Source organism: Microbacterium sp. GW823-FHT02G05, from assembly GCF_058797175.1.
The window spans coordinates 1,140,347-1,161,271 of sequence record NZ_JBXAJK010000002.1; the positions used below are offsets into that span (position 1 = coordinate 1,140,347).

At 67.8% G+C, this 20,925-nt stretch carries 18 protein-coding genes; 5 read left to right on the plus strand and 13 right to left on the minus strand.

Going from position 1 to position 20,925, the window contains the following annotated elements:
- Positions 1–38: 38 nt before the first annotated feature.
- From AC1REM_RS15390 to AC1REM_RS15420, 7 genes are all read right to left on the minus strand, one after another.
- A complete protein-coding gene (locus AC1REM_RS15390; protein WP_492515400.1) occupies positions 39–1,856 on the minus strand; it encodes an ABC transporter ATP-binding protein in 1,818 nt (605 codons plus the stop codon).
- Entirely contained in the window at positions 1,853–3,730 is a 1,878-nt protein-coding gene (locus tag AC1REM_RS15395; RefSeq protein ID WP_492515401.1) for an ABC transporter ATP-binding protein, read from the minus strand. The genes AC1REM_RS15390 and AC1REM_RS15395 overlap by 4 nt, the downstream gene beginning before the upstream one ends.
- A gap of 430 nt (positions 3,731–4,160) precedes the next feature.
- Positions 4,161–4,676, minus strand: a complete 516-nt coding sequence (locus tag AC1REM_RS15400) for a methylated-DNA--[protein]-cysteine S-methyltransferase (RefSeq protein WP_492515402.1) — start codon at positions 4,674–4,676, stop codon at positions 4,161–4,163.
- Positions 4,673–6,163: a DNA-3-methyladenine glycosylase 2 family protein gene (locus tag AC1REM_RS15405; protein WP_492515403.1), complete on the minus strand. Its 1,491-nt coding sequence runs from the start codon at positions 6,161–6,163 to the stop codon at positions 4,673–4,675. The genes AC1REM_RS15400 and AC1REM_RS15405 overlap by 4 nt, the downstream gene beginning before the upstream one ends.
- A gap of 147 nt (positions 6,164–6,310) precedes the next feature.
- Entirely contained in the window at positions 6,311–7,918 is a 1,608-nt protein-coding gene (purH, locus tag AC1REM_RS15410; protein ID WP_492515404.1) for a bifunctional phosphoribosylaminoimidazolecarboxamide formyltransferase/IMP cyclohydrolase, read from the minus strand.
- Between the two features lie 31 nt (positions 7,919–7,949).
- Positions 7,950–8,558 carry a phosphoribosylglycinamide formyltransferase gene (gene purN / locus AC1REM_RS15415; RefSeq protein ID WP_492515405.1) on the minus strand — a complete coding sequence of 203 codons (609 nt, stop codon included), beginning with the start codon at positions 8,556–8,558 and terminating at the stop codon, positions 7,950–7,952.
- Positions 8,559–8,627: 69 nt separating this feature from the next.
- Positions 8,628–9,992, minus strand: coding sequence for a cell division protein PerM (locus tag AC1REM_RS15420; protein WP_492515406.1), 1,365 nt, complete (start codon positions 9,990–9,992; stop codon positions 8,628–8,630).
- A 105-nt stretch (positions 9,993–10,097) separates the two neighbouring features.
- Here AC1REM_RS15420 and AC1REM_RS15425 point away from each other — a divergent pair, with 105 nt between their 5' ends.
- Positions 10,098–11,567 (plus strand): NCS2 family permease, encoded by a 1,470-nt coding sequence (locus AC1REM_RS15425; protein WP_492515407.1) that lies wholly within the window; start codon positions 10,098–10,100, stop codon positions 11,565–11,567.
- Between the two features lie 66 nt (positions 11,568–11,633).
- Here AC1REM_RS15425 and AC1REM_RS15430 read toward each other — a convergent pair whose 3' ends face one another.
- A complete protein-coding gene (locus AC1REM_RS15430) occupies positions 11,634–12,038 on the minus strand; it encodes a VOC family protein (protein ID WP_492515408.1) in 405 nt (134 codons plus the stop codon).
- 74 nt (positions 12,039–12,112) lie between these two features.
- On the opposite strand from AC1REM_RS15430, the gene AC1REM_RS15435 reads away from it, so the two are divergent.
- The gene (locus AC1REM_RS15435) at positions 12,113–12,676 is read left to right on the plus strand and encodes a TetR/AcrR family transcriptional regulator (RefSeq protein WP_492515409.1); all 564 of its coding nucleotides are present in this window, start codon (positions 12,113–12,115) and stop codon (positions 12,674–12,676) included.
- A gap of 100 nt (positions 12,677–12,776) precedes the next feature.
- On the opposite strand, the gene sucD is transcribed toward AC1REM_RS15435, so the two are convergent.
- Together sucD and sucC are read right to left on the minus strand one after the other, a co-directional pair.
- Positions 12,777–13,679: a succinate--CoA ligase subunit alpha gene (gene sucD, locus AC1REM_RS15440; RefSeq protein WP_492515410.1), complete on the minus strand. Its 903-nt coding sequence runs from the start codon at positions 13,677–13,679 to the stop codon at positions 12,777–12,779.
- Between the two features lie 25 nt (positions 13,680–13,704).
- Positions 13,705–14,871, minus strand: coding sequence for an ADP-forming succinate--CoA ligase subunit beta (gene sucC, locus AC1REM_RS15445; protein ID WP_492515411.1), 1,167 nt, complete (start codon positions 14,869–14,871; stop codon positions 13,705–13,707).
- A gap of 214 nt (positions 14,872–15,085) precedes the next feature.
- Here sucC and AC1REM_RS15450 point away from each other — a divergent pair, with 214 nt between their 5' ends.
- Entirely contained in the window at positions 15,086–15,757 is a 672-nt protein-coding gene (locus AC1REM_RS15450) for a TetR family transcriptional regulator (protein WP_492515510.1), read from the plus strand.
- A gap of 26 nt (positions 15,758–15,783) precedes the next feature.
- Here the strand turns inward: AC1REM_RS15450 and AC1REM_RS15455 are convergent, their stop codons facing one another.
- The gene (locus AC1REM_RS15455) at positions 15,784–16,284 is read right to left on the minus strand and encodes a hypothetical protein (RefSeq protein WP_492515412.1); all 501 of its coding nucleotides are present in this window, start codon (positions 16,282–16,284) and stop codon (positions 15,784–15,786) included.
- Positions 16,285–16,345: 61 nt separating this feature from the next.
- Between AC1REM_RS15455 and AC1REM_RS15460 the strand changes: the two genes are divergently transcribed.
- Together AC1REM_RS15460 and AC1REM_RS15465 are read left to right on the plus strand one after the other, a co-directional pair.
- Positions 16,346–17,797, plus strand: coding sequence for a phytoene desaturase family protein (locus AC1REM_RS15460; protein ID WP_492515413.1), 1,452 nt, complete (start codon positions 16,346–16,348; stop codon positions 17,795–17,797).
- A 50-nt stretch (positions 17,798–17,847) separates the two neighbouring features.
- Entirely contained in the window at positions 17,848–18,888 is a 1,041-nt protein-coding gene (locus AC1REM_RS15465) for an ATP-dependent DNA ligase (protein ID WP_492515414.1), read from the plus strand.
- Here the strand turns inward: AC1REM_RS15465 and ligD are convergent.
- Together ligD and AC1REM_RS15475 are read right to left on the minus strand one after the other, a co-directional pair.
- Entirely contained in the window at positions 18,885–19,946 is a 1,062-nt protein-coding gene (gene ligD, locus AC1REM_RS15470; RefSeq protein WP_492515415.1) for a non-homologous end-joining DNA ligase, read from the minus strand. The two genes, AC1REM_RS15465 and ligD, sit on opposite strands and share 4 nt — an antisense overlap.
- A 41-nt stretch (positions 19,947–19,987) precedes the next feature.
- The gene (locus AC1REM_RS15475) at positions 19,988–20,896 is read right to left on the minus strand and encodes a LysR family transcriptional regulator ArgP (RefSeq protein ID WP_492515416.1); all 909 of its coding nucleotides are present in this window, start codon (positions 20,894–20,896) and stop codon (positions 19,988–19,990) included.
- Positions 20,897–20,925 lie beyond the last annotated feature (29 nt).

Below are 20,925 nucleotides of genomic sequence, written 5' to 3' on the forward strand. Positions count from 1 at the left end.
ATCCCGCGGAAGTGCCGTTGTTCTTGTCGCGTCTCCGACTACGCGAGCGTCTCGCGCCAGGCGGCGTGCAGCTGGGCGAACTTGCCGGTGCCGTTGATCAACACATCAGGGGCGTCGTCTTCGATGACCCGACCGTGCTCCATCACGAGCACGCGGTCGGCGATGGCGACGGTCGACAGGCGGTGCGCGATGATGATCGCAGTCCTGTCGGCGAGCAGTGTCTGCAGCGCATCCTGGATCAGCCGCTCCGACGGGATGTCCAGTGATGCCGTGGCCTCGTCGAGGATCAGCACCGCCGGATCCGCGAGGAACGCGCGAGCAAACGAGACCAACTGACGCTGCCCCGCAGACACCCGACCACCGCGCTTGTTGACGTCGGTGTTGTATCCGTCGGGAAGCGCCTCGATGAACGCATCCGCGCCGACAGCCTTCGCTGCGGCTCGGATCTCCTCCAACGTCGCGTCAGGCTTGCCCAGTGCGATGTTGTCGGCGACCGTACCGCTGAACAGATAGGCCTCCTGCGTGACCATGACGATCGCGCGGCGCAGATCCTTCGGGTGCAGGTCCCGCAGGTCCACGCCATCAAGTGTGACCTTGCCCTTTGACGGGTCGTAGAAGCGCGAGATGAGCTTGGCGAGCGTCGACTTGCCCGCACCAGTCGTTCCGACGAGCGCGATGGTCTGCCCCGCGGGGATGTCGAGCGAGAAGCTCGGCAGGATCGTGCGCTCGTCCGAATACCCGAAGGTGACGTCGTCGAAGCGCACGTGCCCGCGCGACTCCCAGAGGTCGACCGGCTTCTCGGGATCAGGAACGGTCGGCACCTCTTCGAGCACCCCCGACACCTTCTCCAGAGCGGCCGTGGCCGACTGGTAGGAGTTCAGGAACATCGCGATCTCCTGCATGGGTCCGAAGAAGTTGCGGACGTACAGCACGGCTGCCAGCAGCACGCCGACGGTGAACACACCCTCCGTCATGCGAATGCCACCCCAGAGCACGACCGCACCGAGAGTTACGGCGGCTACGGCGATCAGTCCCGGTTCGAACGTGCCGAAGAGCATCATCGAGCGACGGTTGACGTCGCGGTACTCGCCGGCAACCTTCTGGAACGACTCGTCGTTACGAGGCTCCTTCCGGAACGCCTTCACCGCGCGGATACCCGTCATCGTCTCGACGAACTGCACGATCACCTTCGCGCTGATGACGCGCGATTCGCGATAGATCAGCTGGGATCGCAGGTAGAACCAGCGCATCAGGTAGCCCAGCGGCACGGTCGCGAGCAGCAGGATGAGTCCCGACTGCCAGTCGATGAGCATGAGCGCGATGATCGTGAAGATGCCGTACAGGATGCCCGAGACCAGTTCGTTGAGCCCGCCCTCGAGAAGCTCACGGATCGAATCGAGGTCGCTCGTCTGTCGCGAGATGATGCGGCCCGACGTGTAGCTTTCGTGGAACTCCAAGCTCAGGCGCTGAGTGTGTCGGAACATCCGCTTGCGCAGTTCCAGCAGCACGGCCTGTGTGATGCGTGCGGTCAGCACGGCGTACCATCCGATGAGGGCAGCGCCTAAGAAGGCCACGACGACATAGGTCGCACCCACCGCGAAGGCCGGCATCCAGTTCGCGCTCTCGGTGATCGCGGGCAGGGCGCTGTTCAACCCGAACGCGATGAGCGCGGGTCCTGCCACCTGGGCAGCCGTGGCGATGATGAGCACGAGCGCCGTCGCGACGATGCGCGCACGCAACGGTGTGATGAGCGAGCCCAGCAGACGCAGCGAGCGTCGTCGGATTACGCGGCTCTCTTCTTTCGTGTAGTCCGAGCGGTCTTCGCCCTGAGTGCCGGTCACGGTCGCGGTGGTCATGCCTGCACCTCCTCGTCAAGAGAGTCGACGCCAGCGATGCTGTCGGCGTCGCGAATGATGGGAATGCTGCCGGTGCGCGTGGCCTCTTCGATCTCGAGACTTGAGATCACGTGCCGGTAGTGCTCGCTCGTGCGCAGCAGTTCGGCGTGCGTGCCCACGGCAGTGATGCGTCCGCGCTCGAGGAGCGCGACCCGGTCGGCGAGCGCGACCGTCGAGGGGCGGTGCGCCACGATCAGCGCGGTGGTGTCTTCGAGGACGCGACGCAGCGCCTCCTCGACAAGGGCCTCGGTGTCGACATCCAGCGCGGAGAGCGGGTCGTCGAGCACGAGCACCTTGGGCCGGGCCGCTACCGCTCGCGCAAGCGCAAGCCGCTGCCGCTGTCCGCCCGAGAGGCTCAGACCTTCTTCTCCGATCATCGTCTCGGTACCTTCGGGAAGGTCGTCGACGAAGCTCGCCTGCGCGATGCCCAGCGCTTCGCGCAGCACCGCCTCCGCCTCGGGGCTGTGGATGTCGAGTTCTGCCCGCCCGAGCAGCACGTTCTCACGCACGGTCGCAGAGAAGAGCGTGGCGTCCTCGAACGCCATCGCGATGTGCTGCCGCAGCTCCGCCAGAGGAAGGTCGCGCACATCGACGCCGTCGAGAGTGACGCGACCACCCGTGACGTCGTACAGACGCGTCGGCAGGGTGGTGAGGGTCGTCTTGCCGGAGCCGGTGAGTCCGACGAGCGCCATCGTCTCTCCTGGGGTCAGCACGAGGTCGATGCCGTCGAGCAGATCGCGCTCCGATGCACCCGCATCCTGATAGCGGAAACGGGCGCCTTCGAAGGCCAGCGCTCCCCGTGGTTCGCTGATGTGCTGCGGTTCGGCGGGGTCGTCGATCGTGTTGACGGCGTCATAGATCTCGAAGACGCGATCGGTGGCCGTACGGGCATCGAGCATGAACGAGAACAGGAATCCGATCGACTCGATGGGCCAGCGCAGCACGGCCGCCATCGCGAAGAACGCGAACAGCTCCGGCCCCTCGATCGCACCTTGGACTGTCAGCCAGATGCCCGCGAGCAGGCTGAGCGCGAAGGCCAGGTCGGGCATGAAAACCAGCCAGAACCAGATCCAGCCGACCGACCGCGCCTTGCGCATCTCGGTCTGACGCAGTGTTTCGGCCTGGTTGGTGAACCGCACCAGCGCGTGCTTGCCCCGACCGAAGGCCTTGAGCACGCGGATGCCGTGGACGCTCTCCTCGACGCTCGTCGCCAGGTCGCCGGCCTGATCCTGGCTCTGGCGCGCGAGCACGCCGTACTTCTTCTCGAAGAGGTAGCCGGCGATCCACAGCGGAACTCCGGTGATCAGGAAGATCGTGCCGAGGAGCCAGTGCCAGCGGAACAGCAGCACCGCGCCGATCATGATCGTCAGGATGTTCACCACGAGCAGGACGAGACCGAAGGCGAGCCAGCGCCGGATGAGCCCGATGTCCTGCATCATGCGGCTCAAGAGCTGCCCCGACTGCCAGCGGTCGTGGAATGCCACGGGCAGGTTCTGCAGGCGCGAGTACAGGTGCGTGCGCATCGTGTACTCGACCTGCGTGGACGGGTTGAGCACGAACTGGCGGCGCAGCCACACCATGAAGGCCTCGCCGAGCCCCAGCAGGATGACAAGCGCGACGCCCCAGATGATCGCCGTCATCTCACCTGTGGCGATGGGACCTTTGAGGACGGATTCGAGCACGAGCGGGATGCACAGCGCGATGACAGCGGCGCCGAGCGCGCTGAGTGCACCGCCGACGAGCCTCCAGGCGACGGGTTTCACGAAGGGTGCCAGGCGGCTCAGGGCCGCGACAGTGGACAACGAGGGAGCAGAGTTCTGAGAAGGAGAATTCATGAGATTTCAGATGCGAAAGCGGTGCATGGAATCATGCGGAAGAGAGCGGCAGGGCAAAGATACACCTGCTCACGGCCACAGAGGCGGGCCGAGGCGTCGAGGTCAGAGCGACCTGTTGCTAGTGGCGCGGAAGCGCAGCAGCCGAGGCCGGGACAGCACGGGTGATCGACGCGATGGTGATCGTGGGCATGGTGTCCTCCTATGACTCGGCGAGATCGGCCAGATGGCGCGACAGCTCACCAGCATATTGCGGCTGCGACGATGGGCGCAAGCCCGACTTTCGAACGCTCGCCGCCCACCCCGGGGACAGATGGCGGGAGATCCGTCGGACGGCGGGCGGATTCGCCCGGGACGGCCGGAATCCGAAGCATCCGCCCGCCATTCGTCCCGGTACGAGGCGGACGCCACGGCTCCGTTTACCCACTCGGTCTCAGAGCGTGAGAAGGACTCCCGCGTCGACGGCCTCCCGATCAAGGAGTCGCTGCTTCACGTCCACGCCCCAGGCGAACCCGCCGAGCGTGCCGTCGGCGCGGAGCACGCGGTGGCACGGCACGAACAGGGCGGGCGCATTTCGCGCACAGATGGATGCGGCGGCGCGCACGGCGCTCGGGCTCCCGAGTTCGACGGCGAACTCCGAGTACGTCAGAGGACGACCTGGGGCGATGCGGCGCAGCGCGTCCCACCCTGCCTGCTGCAGCGCCGTGCCGAACTGGTGCACCTCGACGGAGTCGATCGCCGCGAGGTCACCGTCGTAGTACGCGGTGACCGCAGCGGCAGCATCTGCTTCTCCCCCGCGGACCTCGGCGGGACGATTCGCGGCGGACAGGCGTCCGATGATCGCTTCGTGGTCGGCGGTCCAGCCCGAGGCGAGCACTCGCTGGCGGTCGTCGACGAGCAGCGTGAATGGGCCGTCGGCGGTGCGGATGGTCTGGATGAGCGCGGTCATGACTGCTCCTTTGAGAGACGGGCGGATGCGGCGCGCGGCGCGCGAGGTGGCACGGAGTTCCAGAAGTGGGCGGTGAGATAGCTGCGCCATGGCGCGGCACGGGTGCTCCACTCCGCGAGTCCGCGGGGATCACCGGGCAGGCCGAGGGTGGCAGCGCCGGTGCGCACGGCGACGTCTCCGGGCAGAAAGACGTCGGGGTCGCCGATCACGCGCATGCGCACGTAGTCGGCGGTCCAGGGCCCGATGCCGGGCATCGCCAGAAGCGCTTCGCGCTGCTGCGCGCCGTCGTCGCCCGTGGTGAGGGACAGCGTGCCATCGGCGAGTGCAGCGGCGGCGCCCGTGATGGCGCGGATGCGGGCGGCGGGTCCGCGCAGCACCTCGTGGCCGCGTTCGGCGATCGCCGCCATCGTCGGGAACAGCATTCCGTGTTCGGTGCGCTCCCCCAGCACTTCTGCGAGGCGGGTGAGCGCGGTCCGCGCTGCGACCACGGTGATCTGCTGGCCGACCATCGCTCTGATCAGCATCTCGTGAGGGTCGGCGGAGCCGGGTACGCGGATGCCCGGAGTGCGCGCCACCGCGGGGACCAGTTCGGGGTGAACCGAGAGCGCCGCATCGATGGCGGTCGGATCGGCGTCGAGGTCGAACAGACGGCGCGCGCGGGCGACGACGCTCGCGAGATCGCCGAGGTCGGTGAGCGTGACGCGCAGACGCAGCTGCTGGGACGCGTCCTGAGTCACCTCGAACCAGGCGGGACCGCCGGCGAGACGAAGATGGCGGCTGAACGAGCTCGCGGTCGCCTCCTCGACACCGGGCAGCGCACGGGCCTGCATCCAGGCGAAGATGCCAGCAGCGTCAAGTGGCGGACGGTATGGCAGCAGCAGGTCGATGCCGCCCGGGGCCGCACCGGATGCTGCCATGCGCCTCTTCGCGCGCAGCGCCCCGGGGGTCAGGTCGAAGACCTCGCGGACCGTGTCGTTGAACTGACGCACGCTCGCGAATCCTGCGGAGAAGGCGACGTCTGCGATCGGAAGATCGGTGCCGACGAGCAGCATCCGTGCTGTGTGTGCCCGCTGTGCCCGTGACAGTGCGAGCGGGCCCGCTCCGAGCTCTGCCGTGAGCAGACGCGTGAGATGGCGGGGCGAGTACCCGAGCCGCGCGGCCAGAGCGGGAACGCCCTCGCGTTCGACCACGCCATCGGCGATGAGGCGCATCGCGCGACCTGCGACATCACCGCGCAGGTTCCAGTCCGGCGAGCCGGGAGCCGCCTCAGGCAGGCAGCGCTTGCAGGCACGATAGCCCGCCTCATGCGCCGCCGCACTCGTCGGGTAGAACGACACATTCGACGGCTTCGGCGTGCGGGCCGGGCAACTCGGACGACAGTAGATCCCGGTCGAGCTGACGGCCGTGACGAACTGCCCGTCGAAGCGGGTATCGCGCGCAGAGATCGCGCGGTACCGCTCATCGAAGGTCATCGCCAGAAGTGCCATGCGTCTAGCCTGACACGGGGCACCGACACTCGCTAGCGGAAAACGGACATCACTGTGGGCGGCCGAAGGGCCGGCCACGCATGAGCCGCATCAGACGCCGAAAGGCCGGACACGCTCGCGCATGCCCGGCCCCTCGTGATCCACGTCTCAGTGGAAGAAGTGGCGCTCTCCCGTGAAGAACATCGTGACGCCGGCCTTGCGGGCGGCCTCGATGACCTCGTCGTCGCGGACGGACCCGCCGGGCTGCACGATCGCCGAGACACCGGCGTCGAGCAGCACCTGGGGGCCGTCAGCGAAGGGGAAGAAAGCGTCGGATGCAGCGACCGAACCGGCTGCACGGGCGCCGGCGCGCTCGACGGCCAGCTTGCACGAGTCGACGCGGTTCACCTGACCCATGCCGACACCGACCGTGGCGTTGCCCTTGGCGAGCACGATCGCGTTCGACTTGACCGCGCGGCACGCCTTCCACGCGAAGATCAGGTTCTCCATCTCTTCGTCGTTCGGACGCTCGCCCGAGACGAGCTCCCAGTTCTTCGCGACCGAGACGATGTCATCGGGGAAGCGGTCGGCGTCCTGCAGCAGCAGACCACCGGAGACCAGGCGGATGTCCATGCGCTCCTGCTGCCAGTCCTTCGGCAGCTGCAGCAGACGCAGGTTCTTCTTGGCCTTGAAGACCTCGAGAGCGGCAGGCTCGAAGTCGGGCGCGACGATGACCTCGGTGAAGATGTCCTTCAGGTTCTCGGCCATCTTGAGCGTGACGGTGCCGTTCGCGGCGATAACTCCGCCGTACGCCGAGACCGGGTCGCACTCGTGTGCGCGCAGGTGCGCGCTCGCGATCGGGTCGAGCGCGTTGGGCGCGGTCGTCGCGATGCCGCACGGGTTCGCGTGCTTCACGATAGCGACGGCCGGTAGCACCATGTCGTAGGCGGCGCGCAGCGCAGCATCCGCATCGACGTAGTTGTTGTACGACATCTCCTTGCCCTGCAGCTGCGTCGCCTGGGCGATGCCGTGACCGCCGACGTGCGTGTAGATCGCCCCGCGCTGGTGCGAGTTCTCGCCGTAGCGCAGGGTCGCGAGGCGCTCGGCCTTGATCGTCAGGTGCTCGGGCAGGTCGCCGGTCTCGGCGAGGGTGCCCTCTGAGAACCAGGTCGCGACCGCCGTGTCGTACGCGGCCGTGTGCGCGAAGGCGCGAGCGGCGAGCTCGCGGCGCTGCACGAGGTTCGTGCCGCCCGCGGCGACCGCCTCGATGATCGACGAGTACGACTCAGGCGAGACGACGATCGCGACGTTCGCGTGGTTCTTCGCCGAGGCGCGCACCATCGCCGGACCGCCGATGTCGATCTGCTCGACGATGTCACCCGCCGCAGCACCGGATGCCACGGTCTCGACGAACGGGTAGAGGTTAACGACGACGAGCTCGAACGGCGCGATGCCGAGATCGGCGAGCTGCTGCTCGTGGCTCTCCAGACGGAGGTCAGCGAGAAGGCCCGCGTGCACCCCCGGGTGCAGCGTCTTGACGCGGCCGTCGAGCATCTCGGCGACACCGGTCACGGCGGCGACATCAGTGACCTCGTAGCCGGCGTCGCGCACGGTCTGCGCGGTCGAGCCGGTCGAGACGATCTCGACGCCGGCAGCAGAAAGCGCCGCGGCGAGCTCCAGCAGCCCGTTCTTGTCGCTCACGGAGATGAGCGCGCGACGGATCGGGACGACGTCCCGATCACGGTAGAGCGAGGGGTCGAGGCGAGGGCCAGCCATCATGGGCTCCTTTTCACGGGTGAGACAGAGGTCAAGCAGAGGGTTCAGAGGGGCGTGCGCCAGAGCCGAGCACGAGCTCGCCCGTGGCGATCGCACGGACGACGTCGATCAGCAGCCGACGCTCGACCGGCTTGATGCGCTCGTGCAGGGTGTGCTCGGTGTCATCCGCGAGAACGTCCACGCGCTCCTGCGCGAGGATCGGGCCGGTGTCGACCCCATCGTCGACCACGATGACGCTGGCGCCCGTCTGCGCAGCCCCCGCGGCCAGCGCGTCGCGCACGCCATGCGCACCGGGGAACTCGGGAAGATACGCCGGGTGAGTGTTGATGATGCGCGGTGCCCAGGCGGCCACGACCGCGGCCGGAAGCAGACGCATGAGTCCACTCAGCACAATGAGATCGGGCTGCCAGACACGCAGCTGCGCATCGAGTTCCGCGCCCCATGCCTCACGGCTCTCGTGAGCAGACCACGGGACGGTGAATGAGGGGATCCCGAAGTCCTCCGCGTGCGCGAGGCCTTCGGCTTCACGATCCGCTCCGACGACGACGACGCGAGCGGGGAACCCGGGGTCGCTGGCGGCCTCGAGCAGGGCACGAAGGTTCGAGCCAGTGCCCGAGATGAGAACGGCGACCGTGAGCACGGGATCAGTCTACCGGCGCGGCGTACCCACCCTGATCCGCATGACAGCACCCCTCGCGCGGCACGGACGTCAGAAGAAGCGTGGCTCGGATGCTCCGCTTCCGTCACCTCGCGAGTTGTCGGAGACGGTGTCGATTGGTCCTGTCTCGGCATCTTCCGGCACGTAGCGGTCGGCGTAGCTCTGCAGACGCAGGTCTTCGTCCTCTGCCCAGGTGCGGCGAGCTTCCGCGAGCTCGTCCCGGTGTCGCGGGGCGAGAAGGAGAATCGCCGAGCCGACGAACACCTCCGCCCCGAGGGCGAGCGCGAGTGCCCAAGGGTCAGGGCCCGTCTGCGCAAGTCGTCCGGGTCCGATCGACCCCGATGCGAGAGCCGCCATCAGCGCTGCCACCCCCGCGGTGACGATGGCCGTTCCCGCGGCGATCACGAAGCGCGGCGCAAGCGCGATGTCTCCCATGGACGAAACGAGTCGAGAGCGAACGATCCAGCCCGCGAATGCGCCTGCGGCCACGGGGATCAGCACCACGATCAGCATCCAGATGGATCCGCTCTCGGGCAGCAGCCCGAATGCGGGAAGTCCGGGGATCACACCGACGTTGGCCCCGACCGGCGACACCGTGGAGCCGACGCCCACGACGAAGCCTGGACCGGCCATCCAGGCGATCGCCCAGACGATCATCGTCGGCAGGAACGCGAAGTTCACAAGCGTCACCATGAGCGCGCCCAGCGGGTCGACCCGCAGCGACTCGTACAGGGCGACGACCTCTCCCCCACGCAGCAGCGTCGACAGCGCCAGGAGCAGTCCCCCGGCGCCGATGAGCGCGACGAAGACGATCGCGACGCCGCGCACGACGTACTCGATCACGAGCCCCCACGGCTCGGCCGCATCCCATCGGTCGTGCAGCCGGTCGATGAGACCGCCGTCGCCCTCATGCCAAGCGGAGGCGATCGCGGCGGCTCCTGCACCGACGAGGTACACGAGCGGAGGCGCGACGACAGCCGTCAGCATCGACGTGGATGCCGCGGGAATATGGCCGGATGCCGCGACGAGGGCGCTGACGGCTGCGAACGCGACTGTTCCGGCGACGACACCGGTCAGCCAGGATCCCGCCCGCGCGGCCCGCCTGCCCGAGCGCGCCGCCGAGACAAGCGTGATCACGAGAAGGCTGAGCGGTGCCAGCGAGACGACGAACTCCGCGCCATCCGGCGCGATGCCCGTCGCTCGCACCGTGTCGCTGTCGAGCGCGATGTTGACTGCCGCGCCGTGGCCTGCCTGCCACACCGTCGCCGTGGCGGGCCACAGCGCCCCCCAGTCGGCGCCGATGCCGAACGCGAGGGTCCACAGCAGCGTCAGCGGCGCAAGAACGGCGGCAAGACCGATCGCAGCGGTGACGGCGGCATCGAGGGCGGCGAGGAGCACGACGAGGAGGCGTTGCATATCTCATCGAGCCTACGTCGCCGCACCGACATCCGGCACTCGAACACACACGAAAAATCGGCCCCGCGGGCAACACACGATAACGTTTCCCTGGAGGTTTCCCGAATGCCAACTGCCCCTGCCCACACCCAGACATCTGCCGAACCGCAGAGCGCGCTCGACAAGTTCTTCGAGATCACCAAGCGCGGCTCCACGGTCGGCACCGAGATCCGCGGTGGTCTCGTGACGTTCGTCACGATGGCCTACATCGTCATCCTCAACCCGATCATCCTCACCGGGGCCGCTGACGTCGCCGGCACCACCCTGGACTTCGGCGCCGTCGGCGCCGCCACCGCCCTCACCGCCGGTGTCATGACGATTCTCTTCGGCCTCGTGACACGACTGCCCTTCGGCTTCGCCGCCGGGCTCGGCATCAACGCCTTCGTGGCGTTCTCGGTCGTCGGTCAGGTCACGTGGGCTGAAGCCATGGCCCTGGTGATGATCAACGGTGTCATCATCGTGCTGCTCGCCGCGACCGGCCTGCGCAAGGCGATCTTCGACGCGGTCCCCTTCGAGCTCAAGATCGCGATCACGGTCGGTATCGGTCTGTTCATCGCCTTCATCGGCTTCGTCAACTCCGGCTTCGTGACGGCGACGGGTGCGAACTCGCCGCCCGTCGGCCTCGGCGTCGGCGGCTCCGTCGCCACGATCCCGACACTGCTTTTCATCGTCACGCTGATCCTCACGGGTGTCCTGGTGGCACGCAAGGTCAAGGGCGGCCTGCTCATCGGCCTCGTCAGCGGCACCGTGCTCGCCGTGATCTTCGAGGCGATCCTCAAGCTCGGGCCGCAGTTCGGCGACGACGGCGCGTTCAACCCCGGTGGTTGGGGACTCACGGTTCCTGCTCTGACCGGTTCGCCGATCAGCGTTCCCGACCTCAGCCTCATCGGGCAGGTCGACTTCTCGTTCGACCTCAGCAAGGTCAGCCTCGTCGCGCTGGTGATGATCGTCTTCACGCTCGTGTTCTCGAACTTCTTCGACGCCATGGGCACGATGACCGGCCTCGCCAAGGAGGCGGGCCTCGCCGACGAGAAGGGTGACTTCCCGCGCATCAAGTCGGCGCTCGTCGTCGAGGGCATCGGCGCCATCGCCGGTGGTGGCACGTCGTCATCCTCAAGCACCGTGTTCATCGAGTCCGGGGCCGGTATCGGCGAGGGTGCCCGCACGGGCCTCGCCAACGTCGTCACGGGTCTCATGTTCCTGCTCGCGATGTTCCTGACCCCGCTCACCTCGATCGTCCCGACCGAGATCGCCGCAGCGGCGCTCGTGATCGTCGGTGCGATGATGATGGCTCAGATCAAGTACATCGATCTGACCGACTTCGCGGTCCTGGTTCCGGTGTTCCTGACCGTCACGGTCATGCCGCTGACCTACTCGATCGCCAACGGCATCGGCGCCGGTTTCGTCAGCTGGGTGCTCGTGCAGTCGCTGTCGGGCAAAGCCAAGAAGATCAGCCCTCTGCTGTGGGCCGTCGCCGTCGGCTTCGTGCTGTTCTTCGCACGCGGTCCAATCGAGGCGCTCTTCGGCGTCGCCTGATCAGACCAGATGCCACAGCGGGGCGCGGATGCTGCGGCATCCGCGCCCCGCTGTGTGTCCGGACGCTCATTCGGCATAGCCCTCCGCGAACTCCGGTGTCGGATCGATCTCCTCGATGACGTCGATCAAGACGCTACCCGGACCTTCGATGATGAAGTGCCGCTGCCCGAAGTCCTCGTCCCGCAGCGGCAGCCGCTCGGGGAGTCCGAGTTCGGTGACGAGGCGCGCATACTCGGCGGTCGCGTCGTCAACCTCCACGTTCAGCAGCAGGCCCTGGGCCGGCACCCGGAACCCTTCCGGGATCGTTGGGTGCGTGTGGTCGAGGATCGCGAGCTCTCCCCCGTCCGCGCGCAGGCTCACGTACCAGTCGGAGTCGAAGGTGAACTCGAACCCCAGCACCTCCCGGAAGAACGCGGAGGCCGCCGCGACGTCCTCGACCATCACGACCGGGTAGAACCCTGTCATCTTCATTGCATACTCCTTACATACAGTGCGTTTGTATCTTCGAAGCTAGAATACATACACAACGCACGTAAAGGAAGAGCATGCCCAGAGCCAGCGCCGCAGACGCCGCCGCCACCGCGCGTCGCATTCTCGACATCGCCACCGCTCACTTCGCCGAGCACGGCTTCGCCGCCGCATCCGTCGATGAGATCGCCACCGCCGCCGGCGTCACCCGCGGAGCCGTGTACCACCACTACGCATCGAAGCCAGGACTCTTCACCGCCGTCGCCCGCGCCCAGCAGCAGGCATTGGCCGAAGCGATCGAGACGGCCACCGACGATGTCGCCGACAATGCGGCACTGCGCATCGGCAGCCATGCCTACCTCGACGCGATCACCCAGGGGGCCGCCGCTCGGCTCCTCCTCATCGACGGGCCGGCGGTCCTGAGCTGGGAGGAGTGGCGCCGCCTCGACGCAGAAGGCCCCGTCGCACAGCTGCGGGATGGCCTCACGCTCGCCGGGCTCGCAGATGAGGCCATCGAGCCGATGGCGACGGCACTCTCCGGCGCCATGAACGAGCTCGCGCTATGGCTCGCCCAGAGTACGGGCGCCACGGCGAGCCGCCGTGCGCATGCGGCACTCGATCGACTGCTGGACGCGCTGTAGCGCAGCATCCTCACAGACGCGCTGCAGCGAAGCATCCGCGCAGACAAAAGCGAAGACCCCGGGGTGGAGCCCGGGGTCTTCGTGTTCAGCTTAGCTCAGGTCAGAGCGCCTCGACGATCGCGCGCATGAGAGCAGCGGTCTCGCTCGGGGTCTTGCCGACCTTGACACCGGCAGCCTCGAGGGCTTCCTTCTTGGCCTGTGCGGTACCCGCCGAGCCCGAGACGATGGCGCCGGCGTGGCCCATGGTCTTGCCCTCGGGAGCCGTGAATCCGGCCACATAGCCGACGACCGGCTTGGTGACGTGCGCCTTGATGTAGTCGGCCGCGCGCTCTTCCGCGTCGCCACCGATCTCACCGATCATGACGATGGCCTGGGTCTCGGGGTCAGCCTCGAAGGCCGCGAGGGCGTCGATGTGCGTCGTGCCGATGACCGGGTCGCCGCCGATGCCGATGGCGGTCGAGAAGCCCAGGTCGCGCAGTTCGAACATCATCTGGTAGGTCAGCGTGCCCGACTTCGAGACGAGACCGATCGGGCCCTTGCCCGTGATGTTCGCCGGCGTGATGCCCACGAGTGCCTCACCCGGCGTGATAATGCCGGGGCAGTTCGGGCCGATGATGCGGGTCTTGTTGCCCTTGCTCTTCGCGTACGCCCATGCCTCAGCGGAGTCGCCGACGGGAACGCCCTCGGTGATGACGACGAGGAGCGGGATCTCGGCGTCGATGGCCTCGATCATCGCGTCCTTCGTGAAGGCTCCCGGAACGAAGGCGATCGACACGTCAGCGCCGGTCTCCTTCATCGCCTCGGCGACCGAGCCGAAGACGGGGATCTCGATCTCGCCCTCGTGGGGCTTCTCGTGGGTGACGGTGGTGCCGGCCTTGCGGGCGTTGACGCCGCCGACGATGTTCGTGCCCGCCTTGAGCATGAGCGCGGTGTGCTTGGTGCCCTCGCCGCCGGTGATGCCCTGGACGATGACCTTGGAGTCCTTGTTGAGGTAAATCGACATTTCTCTGATTCCTTGTCTCAGTCGATCACGCGTTGGCGAGCTCGGCGGCCTTGTCGGCGCCCTCGTCCATCGTGGCGGCGAGGGTGACGAGCGGGTGGTTTGCCTCCGCGAGGATGGCACGCCCCTCCTCGACCTGGTTGCCGTCGAGGCGGACGACCAGCGGCTTGGTAGCCGCGTCGCCGAGGATCTCCAGCGCCTTCACGATGCCGTCGGCGACGGCGACACACGAGGTGATGCCACCGAACACGTTGACGAACACGCTCTTGACCTGCTCGTCGCCGAGGATGACGTCGAGACCAGCGGCCATGATCTGCGCGTTCGCGCCACCGCCGATGTCGAGGAAGTTCGCGGGCTTGACCCCACCGTGGTTCTCACCGGCGTAGGCGACGACGTCGAGCGTCGACATGACGAGGCCTGCGCCGTTGCCGATGATGCCGACCTGACCGTCGAGCTTGACGTAGTTCAGGCCGCTTGCCTTGGCCTTCGCCTCGAGCGGGTCGGCGGCGTCCTTGTCTTCCAGAGCCTCGTGCTCGGGGTGACGGATCTCGGAGGCGTTCTCGTCGAGTGTGACCTTGCCGTCGAGGGCGATGATCGAGCCGTCCTCGGTGCGGACGAGCGGGTTGACCTCGACGAGCGTCGCGTCCTCGCCCTTGTAGACCTCGTAGAGCTTCACGAAGACATCGGAGACCTTCTCGATGAGGTCCTCCGGGAACTTCGCCGCGCGAGCGATCTCGACGGCCTTCTCCTTGTCGATACCCGTCAGCGGGTCGACCTCGATGCGAGCCAGAGCTTCGGGCTTCTCGACAGCGAGCTGCTCGATCTCCATGCCGCCCTCGACAGAGCAGAGCGAGAGGTAGGAGCGGTTGGCGCGGTCGAGCAGCACCGAGAAGTAGAACTCCTCAGCGATCGCTGCGCCCTGTGCGACCATGACGCGCTTGACGATGTGGCCCTTGATGTCGAGTCCGAGGATCGCCTTCGCTGCCTCGTACGCCTCTTCAGGAGTCTTCGCGACCTTGACACCACCGGCCTTGCCGCGGCCTCCGGTCTTGACCTGGGCCTTCACGACCACCACACCGCCGATCTTCTCGGCGGCCGCCTTCACCTCCTCCGGAGTATCAGCGACGATGCCGGCAAGGACCGGCACTCCGTACGATTCGAAAAGGTCTCGTGCCTGGTACTCGTAGAGATCCACAGTGCAGTCCTTCGCTGGTTGCGGCGGGTGGGACGCGACAAAAAAATCTGTCGGTTGTCGATAAGATTCGACCCGATCCACCAGCTTACTACCGGAAACGCAGACCCCTTTCCGGAGCCGCCTTTCGCGCAGTGACCAATAGGTACACATCCCGCGGGGTCACACACGCCACGCCCGAGCGCCAGGGGGAATAGGCTCATCTCCCATGAGCGAGATGGCTGAAGCATCCGCCGCGCGCACCAAAGTCGTCGCCGCGGCACTCGACCTGTTTGCCGAGCGGGGGTTCGATGCGACATCCGTCGAGCAGATCGCCCAGGCGGCCGGCATCTCCCGCTCGACCTTCTTCCGGCAGTTCGGCGGCAAGGACGATGTCGTCTTCGCCGACCATGAGGTCATGCTCGCGTCGCTGCGCAAGTACCTCAACCGCACGCATGAGAACCCCTGGGCCGCAGTGTGCGAAGCATCCGTCCTCGTCTTCCGCCGCTTCGCCGCGGATCCCGAGCTCTCCCGACGCCGCTACCAGGTGGTGCGCGAGGTCCCCACGCTGCGCGACCGCGAGATCGTCACCGTGTTCCGCTATGAGCGCCTCTTCGACGAGTACCTGCGACGGTCGCTGCCGGGGCTCGATCCGCTGGATGCTGTGAGCTTCGCGGCCGTTGTGACCGCCGCCCACAACCACGTGCTACGCCGACTGCTGCGCGGCGCACGCACACCTTCGACGGTGCTACGTCGTGCGCTCGACGACGCGATGCGACGGTTCGGAGTGCATCCGGATGCGACGCCGGAGCCGCGTGCGGATGATGTCGTCGTCGCAGTCTTCCCGCGCTCGATGCCGCTCGCGGAAGTGACCCGCCGCGTGCAGACCCAGATCACCGACGGCATCTGACCGCACGCACGCGGATCAACGTCCTCTCAGCAGCCGCAGGTTCCTGAGGGAGTCTTCGTCATGAAGCAGACGTCGCAGACTCCGTAGTCACGCTCGATCGGCTTGGGTGTCGTAATGCGCTCGGTCGCCGCGGCGCGTGGCGTCGCCGCGGAGGTGCGGGATGCGGCGCTGCGCGGTGCGCGCTGCGGCACAACGGGCGCGAACGTGGTCGGGTGGTCGACGTAGAAGTACGGTGCGCGACCTTCGCTGGGTCGCATCGGCAGACGCGTGCCGCCGTAGACGATGACGTCGCTCTCGGCGAAGCCGTTCGTGTAGGTCTTGCCGATGTGCAGGGCTGCCCCCTCACCTCGTCGGATCGCCTCGATGTAGCGACCGCGGTCGATGTAGCTCGAAATGCCCACGGCGTCCGCGATCGCGGTGATGAAGTCGTAGTTGACGGGATCGATCCGGTGCGCGCGCAGCGCCTCCGGGAGGTTGCGATACGGACGGGACGTGCCGGCGGGGGTGGGGCCCTGTAGTTCATTCATCACCTACCAGGATCGCACGAGCGGAGCGGGTGCGGTCACCGCCCTGTGCCAGAATGTCGGCATGGTGCGCGCGACGATCATCGGCAGTGGACCGAATGGCCTCACCGCCGCCGTCTCCCTCGCCCGCGCCGGCTACGAGGTTCGTGTGCTCGAGGCCGCAGATACCGTCGGGGGCGGTGTCCGCACCGAGGAATCCACGCTTCCCGGATTCCGGCACGACGTCTGCTCTGCGGTGCATCCGGCGACCGTCGCCTCCCCGTTCTTCCGCGCCTTCGGCATCCAGGAGCGGGTCGACTGGATCACCCCCGAGGTCTCGTACGCACACCCCCTCGACGGTGGGCGCGCGGCGCTCGCCTGGCGCGACATCGAGCGCACGGCCGAGGGGCTCGGAGCGGATGCTCGCGCCTGGCGCGCACTCGCACGCCCGCTGAGTCGCCAGATCGACAACGTCGTGGAGTTCACCGGCGACGCGCTGCTGCGAGTCCCACGGCATCCGGTGACGACGGCGCGCTTCGGTTTGCGGATGCTGGAGCAGGGAACCGCTCTTGCCCGGCGCGGATGGCGCACGCCCGAGGCATCCGCTCTTCTCGCCGGCGTTCTCGCCCATGCCAACACACAGCTGCCCTCGCTCAGCGCGGCGGCTGCCGGGCTGCTGCTCGTCGCCCACGGGCACGCGGGCGGCTGGGCCTTTCCCCGTGGCGGGGCCCAGACCATCGCGACCGCGCTCGTGGACGACCTCACCGCGCACGGCGGTGTGGTCGAGACCGGCACACGTGTGGATGACCTCCGTCGGGTGGACTGGGGCGACCCCGCCCGCGGCGACCTGCTGCTCCTGAACTCCTCCCCCCGGCTCGCCCTGACGCATCCCGACATCCCGGCGCGCTATGCCCGGGCCCTCACCCGGTACCGCTACGGCCCCGCCGCAGCGAAGGTCGATTTCGCCCTCGACGGCCCCGTGCCGTGGACGAACCCCGACCTGGCCCTCGCGCCGACCGTGCACCTCGGGGGCACGCGAGAAGAGATCTGGGAGAGCGAGAACGCTGTCGCCGCGGGACGCGTGAGCGACAAACCGTACGTGCTGCTGATGCAGCCGTCCGTGCTGGACGATACCCGAGCGCCCGCTGGCAAGGCCGTGCTGTGGGCCTACATCCACGTGCCCGCGCGCTCCGACCTGGACGCCACGGAGCTCATCGCCCGCCAGGTCGAGCGTTTTGCGCCAGGCTTCCGCGACCGCATCCTCGCGACGCACTCGGTGCGCGCGAGCGAGCGAGAGACGATCAATGCCTCAGAGATCGGCGGCGACGTGCTGGGCGGAGCGTTCACGCTGCTGCAGGCGGTGCGTCGCCCCGTGATCTCTCCGACCCCCTGGCGCACGCCGATGCACGGCGTCTATCTCGCCTCGGCCGCGACCGCCCCCGGGCCCGCGGTGAACGGGATGCCCGGATGGCACGCCGCCCGCACGGCTCTCGCCGACGCTGGCCGGCCGACCGACCTCGCCGACCTGTTCGGCTGAGGCTTCGATTGCCTCTCGCCGTCGCGGACCGCGAGGGGCAGTATGGGCCTATGCGCTACGAGATCCCCGCGCCGATGCTCGCAAAGGCCGCCGCGACCGTGCCCACCGCCACCGCGAAAACCGGGCCGCTGCTGTACGAACCGAAATGGGACGGCTTCCGCGGGCTGATCGCCTGGGATGGCGAGACTCTCGAGATCGGTTCGCGCGGTGCGAAGCCGCTCACGCGCTACTTCCCCGAACTCGTCGACGCACTCTCGGCGACCCTCCCCGGCCCGTGTCTGCTCGATGGCGAGATCGTCGTCGCCACCGGGCCGAGCGGTGCGCAGCGCCTGGACTGGGAAGCGCTCAGTCAGCGCATCCACCCCGCGGCCTCCCGCGTCGCGAAGCTCTCCGTCGAGACGCCCGCGATGTTCATCGCCTTCGACCTGCTCGCTGCCGGTGACGAGGATCTGCAGCAGACGCCGTTCGCCGAGCGCAGGGCACGCCTCGAAGCGCTCCTGGCCGGCGCACAGCATCCGCTCCACCTCACCCGCACAACCGACGATCCTGATCTTGCCCGGCGCTGGCTCGACGAGTTCGAGGGCGCCGGCCTCGACGGTGTCATCGCGAAACCGCTCGACGATCCCTATGCCCCCGGCAAACGCACCCTCATCAAGATCAAGCACGCGCGCACGGCAGATGTGGTCGCACTCGGCTATCGCATCCACAAATCAGGCAGCGGAGTCGGCTCGCTCCTCGTAGGCCTCTACGACGACGGCGTGCTCCGTCAGGTCGGCGGCGTTGCCGCCTGGAGCGATGCGATGCGCCAGCAGCTCGTCGACGATCTCGCGCCGCTCGTCGAACGCGACGCCGACGGCGACATCGTCACCGGCGAGGGCGAACGCTCACGCTTCACCGGAAGCAAAGACGTCTCTTTCGTGCGCCTGCGCCCCGAGCGCGTGCTCGAAGTGCGCTATGACCAACTCGAAGGTTCGCGCTTCCGCCACACCGTGCAGTTCGCCCGCTGGCGCCCCGACCGTGACGCGAGCTCCTGCACCTACGACCAGCTCGACACCGTCGACGGATACGATCTCGCCCGCGTGCTGCACTAGTCGTCGATGCGGTTGCCCTCCGCGTCCCAGTTCGCAGCGACGCGTTTGCTCGGCTGCACGCGCGGCGGCTCGCCTGGCATCTTCGGAAACTCGGGCGGGAACGGCAGCTCCCCGAGACCGTCTGCCACGTCGCGCTCCCACCACTCCAGCAGAGTGTCGATGCGTCCCGGACGCTGCGCGAAGTCCGCCCAGGGATCGCCGACGTCTGCCAGCCTGTCTGGAATCGTCCGCACCGTGAAACGCTGTGGGTCGAGATCGTCGAGCTCGTCCCAGTGCACAGGCGTGGACACCGTGGCACTCGGCAGCGCACGCGGACTGTAGGCACCCGCCATCGTGCGGTCGCGGTTGGCCTGATTGAAGTCGACGAAGATCCGCTCGCCGCGCTCTTCCTTCCACCAGTTCGTCGTCACCTGCGTGGGCATCCGCCGCTCCAGCTCACGCCCGGCCGCGATCACCGCATGCCGCACGACGAGAAACTCCCACTCGGGCACGATCGGACAGAACACGTGCAGCCCCCGGTTGCCGCTCGTCTTGATGAAGGGATCGAGCCCCGCCTCGCGCAGGACCGCACGCAGCTCATGGGCGGCGACGATCACCTCGGGGATGCCCGTGCCGGGCTGCGGGTCGAGGTCGATGCGCAGCTCGACCGGGTTGTCTGTGGCGCCTGCAAGCGACGCCCACGGATGGAAGACGACCGTGTTCATCTGCACGGCCCACACGATCGCGGCGGGTTCGGTGAGCACGATCTGCGGATGCCTGCGACCGGAGTTGTATGTCACAGTCACGCTCTCGACGAAGTCGGGTGTGCCCTTGGGCGGGTTCTTCGAGAAGAAGCTCTCACCGCCGATCCCGTCGCGAAAGCGTTCGAGCGAGACCGGACGGTCGCCGTTCGCAGCGAGGAACGCCGTCGCCACGGTCTGCACGTACGCGGCCAGCTCGGCCTTCGTGATCGGCCCGCCCGCGGCATCCGGCCACACCGCCCGATTCGGACTCGACAGATCGACGCGACGGTCGCCGTCGGGCCCGGGGATGGTCAGCGTCGTGCGCTCAGATGCCATGCGCCCAAACTACGGCGTGCCATCGACATCCGCCAGGGGCGTCAGAACGGAGCCAGAATCCTCCGCGCCTCCTGGCGCACGGCTGCAGCGATCGCATCGAGCAGGGGCGAACGCAGGTTCCACTGCTGCCAGTACAGCGGAACACGCACACGCGGGCCGCCCAGCGATACCGCCTGCGCACCTGTCGTCTGCTGAATCGTCGGCAGCAGGCCCCATCCGAGCCCCATCCGAACCGCCAGCGCGAAATCATGCGACGCGGGGACGTAGTGCCGAGGCACCGCCCAGGGGTCGACCCCCCGCGCGCGCAGCCAGTCATGCTGCAGTTCGTCTCGACGATCGAAGTTCACGAAAGGCGCGTGCCGCAGCGCTTCCGGATGAACTCCGTCGGGAAACCAGCGCGCCACGAACTCCGGCGTCGCCGCGGCCTCGTACTCGAGCACGCCGAGCGGTGTCGCCGAGCATCCGCCGACCGGCTCAGCCTGCGACGTCACGGCGGCCATCACTGCCCCCGACGCGAGGAGTCCGGCTGTGAAGTTCTGATCGTCGCGGTGCAGGTCGACATCGATCCGATGCTCGGCAGCCAGTCGGGCGAGCGGCGCAAGGAACCAGGTCGCCATGGAATCCGCGTTCACCGCGAGCGGCACGCGGATGCGCCCCGCGGAGGCATCCGCATCGGGCTCCTCGGCGCTCGCATCCAGCCCGAACGCACTGATCGTGTCGTGCTCCAGCAGCGCCACCTGGCGGGCCAGCCGCACGACCGCCTCCCCCGCCTCGGTCGCTCGCGCGGGCTTCGAGCGCACGAGCAGCACCCGGCCGAGCTGCTGTTCGAGCGCCTTGACGCGCTGGCTGACCGCGGAGGGTGTGATCTGCAGGCGGCGCGCGGCGGCCTCGAGTGTGCCCTCATCGACGATCGCGGCGATGGTTCCGGCGAGCTCCGGATCGATCCTCATGCGGACATTTTCGCATAAGCACAGCTACA

Coding starts and splice junctions, on each gene's coding strand:
- AC1REM_RS15390 (WP_492515400.1), bottom strand. CDS start 1,856: ATGACCACCGCGACCGTGACCGGCACTCAGGGCGAAGACCGCTCGGAC.
- AC1REM_RS15395 (WP_492515401.1), bottom strand. CDS start 3,730: ATGAATTCTCCTTCTCAGAACTCTGCTCCCTCGTTGTCCACTGTCGCG.
- AC1REM_RS15400 (WP_492515402.1), bottom strand. CDS start 4,676: ATGACCGCGCTCATCCAGACCATCCGCACCGCCGACGGCCCATTCACG.
- AC1REM_RS15405 (WP_492515403.1), bottom strand. CDS start 6,163: ATGGCACTTCTGGCGATGACCTTCGATGAGCGGTACCGCGCGATCTCT.
- purH (WP_492515404.1), bottom strand. CDS start 7,918: ATGGCTGGCCCTCGCCTCGACCCCTCGCTCTACCGTGATCGGGACGTC.
- AC1REM_RS15420 (WP_492515406.1), bottom strand. CDS start 9,992: ATGCAACGCCTCCTCGTCGTGCTCCTCGCCGCCCTCGATGCCGCCGTC.
- AC1REM_RS15425 (WP_492515407.1), top strand. CDS start 10,098: ATGCCAACTGCCCCTGCCCACACCCAGACATCTGCCGAACCGCAGAGC.
- AC1REM_RS15430 (WP_492515408.1), bottom strand. CDS start 12,038: ATGAAGATGACAGGGTTCTACCCGGTCGTGATGGTCGAGGACGTCGCG.
- AC1REM_RS15435 (WP_492515409.1), top strand. CDS start 12,113: ATGCCCAGAGCCAGCGCCGCAGACGCCGCCGCCACCGCGCGTCGCATT.
- sucD (WP_492515410.1), bottom strand. CDS start 13,679: ATGTCGATTTACCTCAACAAGGACTCCAAGGTCATCGTCCAGGGCATC.
- AC1REM_RS15450 (WP_492515510.1), top strand. CDS start 15,086: ATGGCTGAAGCATCCGCCGCGCGCACCAAAGTCGTCGCCGCGGCACTC.
- AC1REM_RS15455 (WP_492515412.1), bottom strand. CDS start 16,284: ATGAATGAACTACAGGGCCCCACCCCCGCCGGCACGTCCCGTCCGTAT.
- AC1REM_RS15460 (WP_492515413.1), top strand. CDS start 16,346: ATGGTGCGCGCGACGATCATCGGCAGTGGACCGAATGGCCTCACCGCC.
- AC1REM_RS15465 (WP_492515414.1), top strand. CDS start 17,848: ATGCGCTACGAGATCCCCGCGCCGATGCTCGCAAAGGCCGCCGCGACC.
- ligD (WP_492515415.1), bottom strand. CDS start 19,946: ATGGCATCTGAGCGCACGACGCTGACCATCCCCGGGCCCGACGGCGAC.
- AC1REM_RS15475 (WP_492515416.1), bottom strand. CDS start 20,896: ATGAGGATCGATCCGGAGCTCGCCGGAACCATCGCCGCGATCGTCGAT.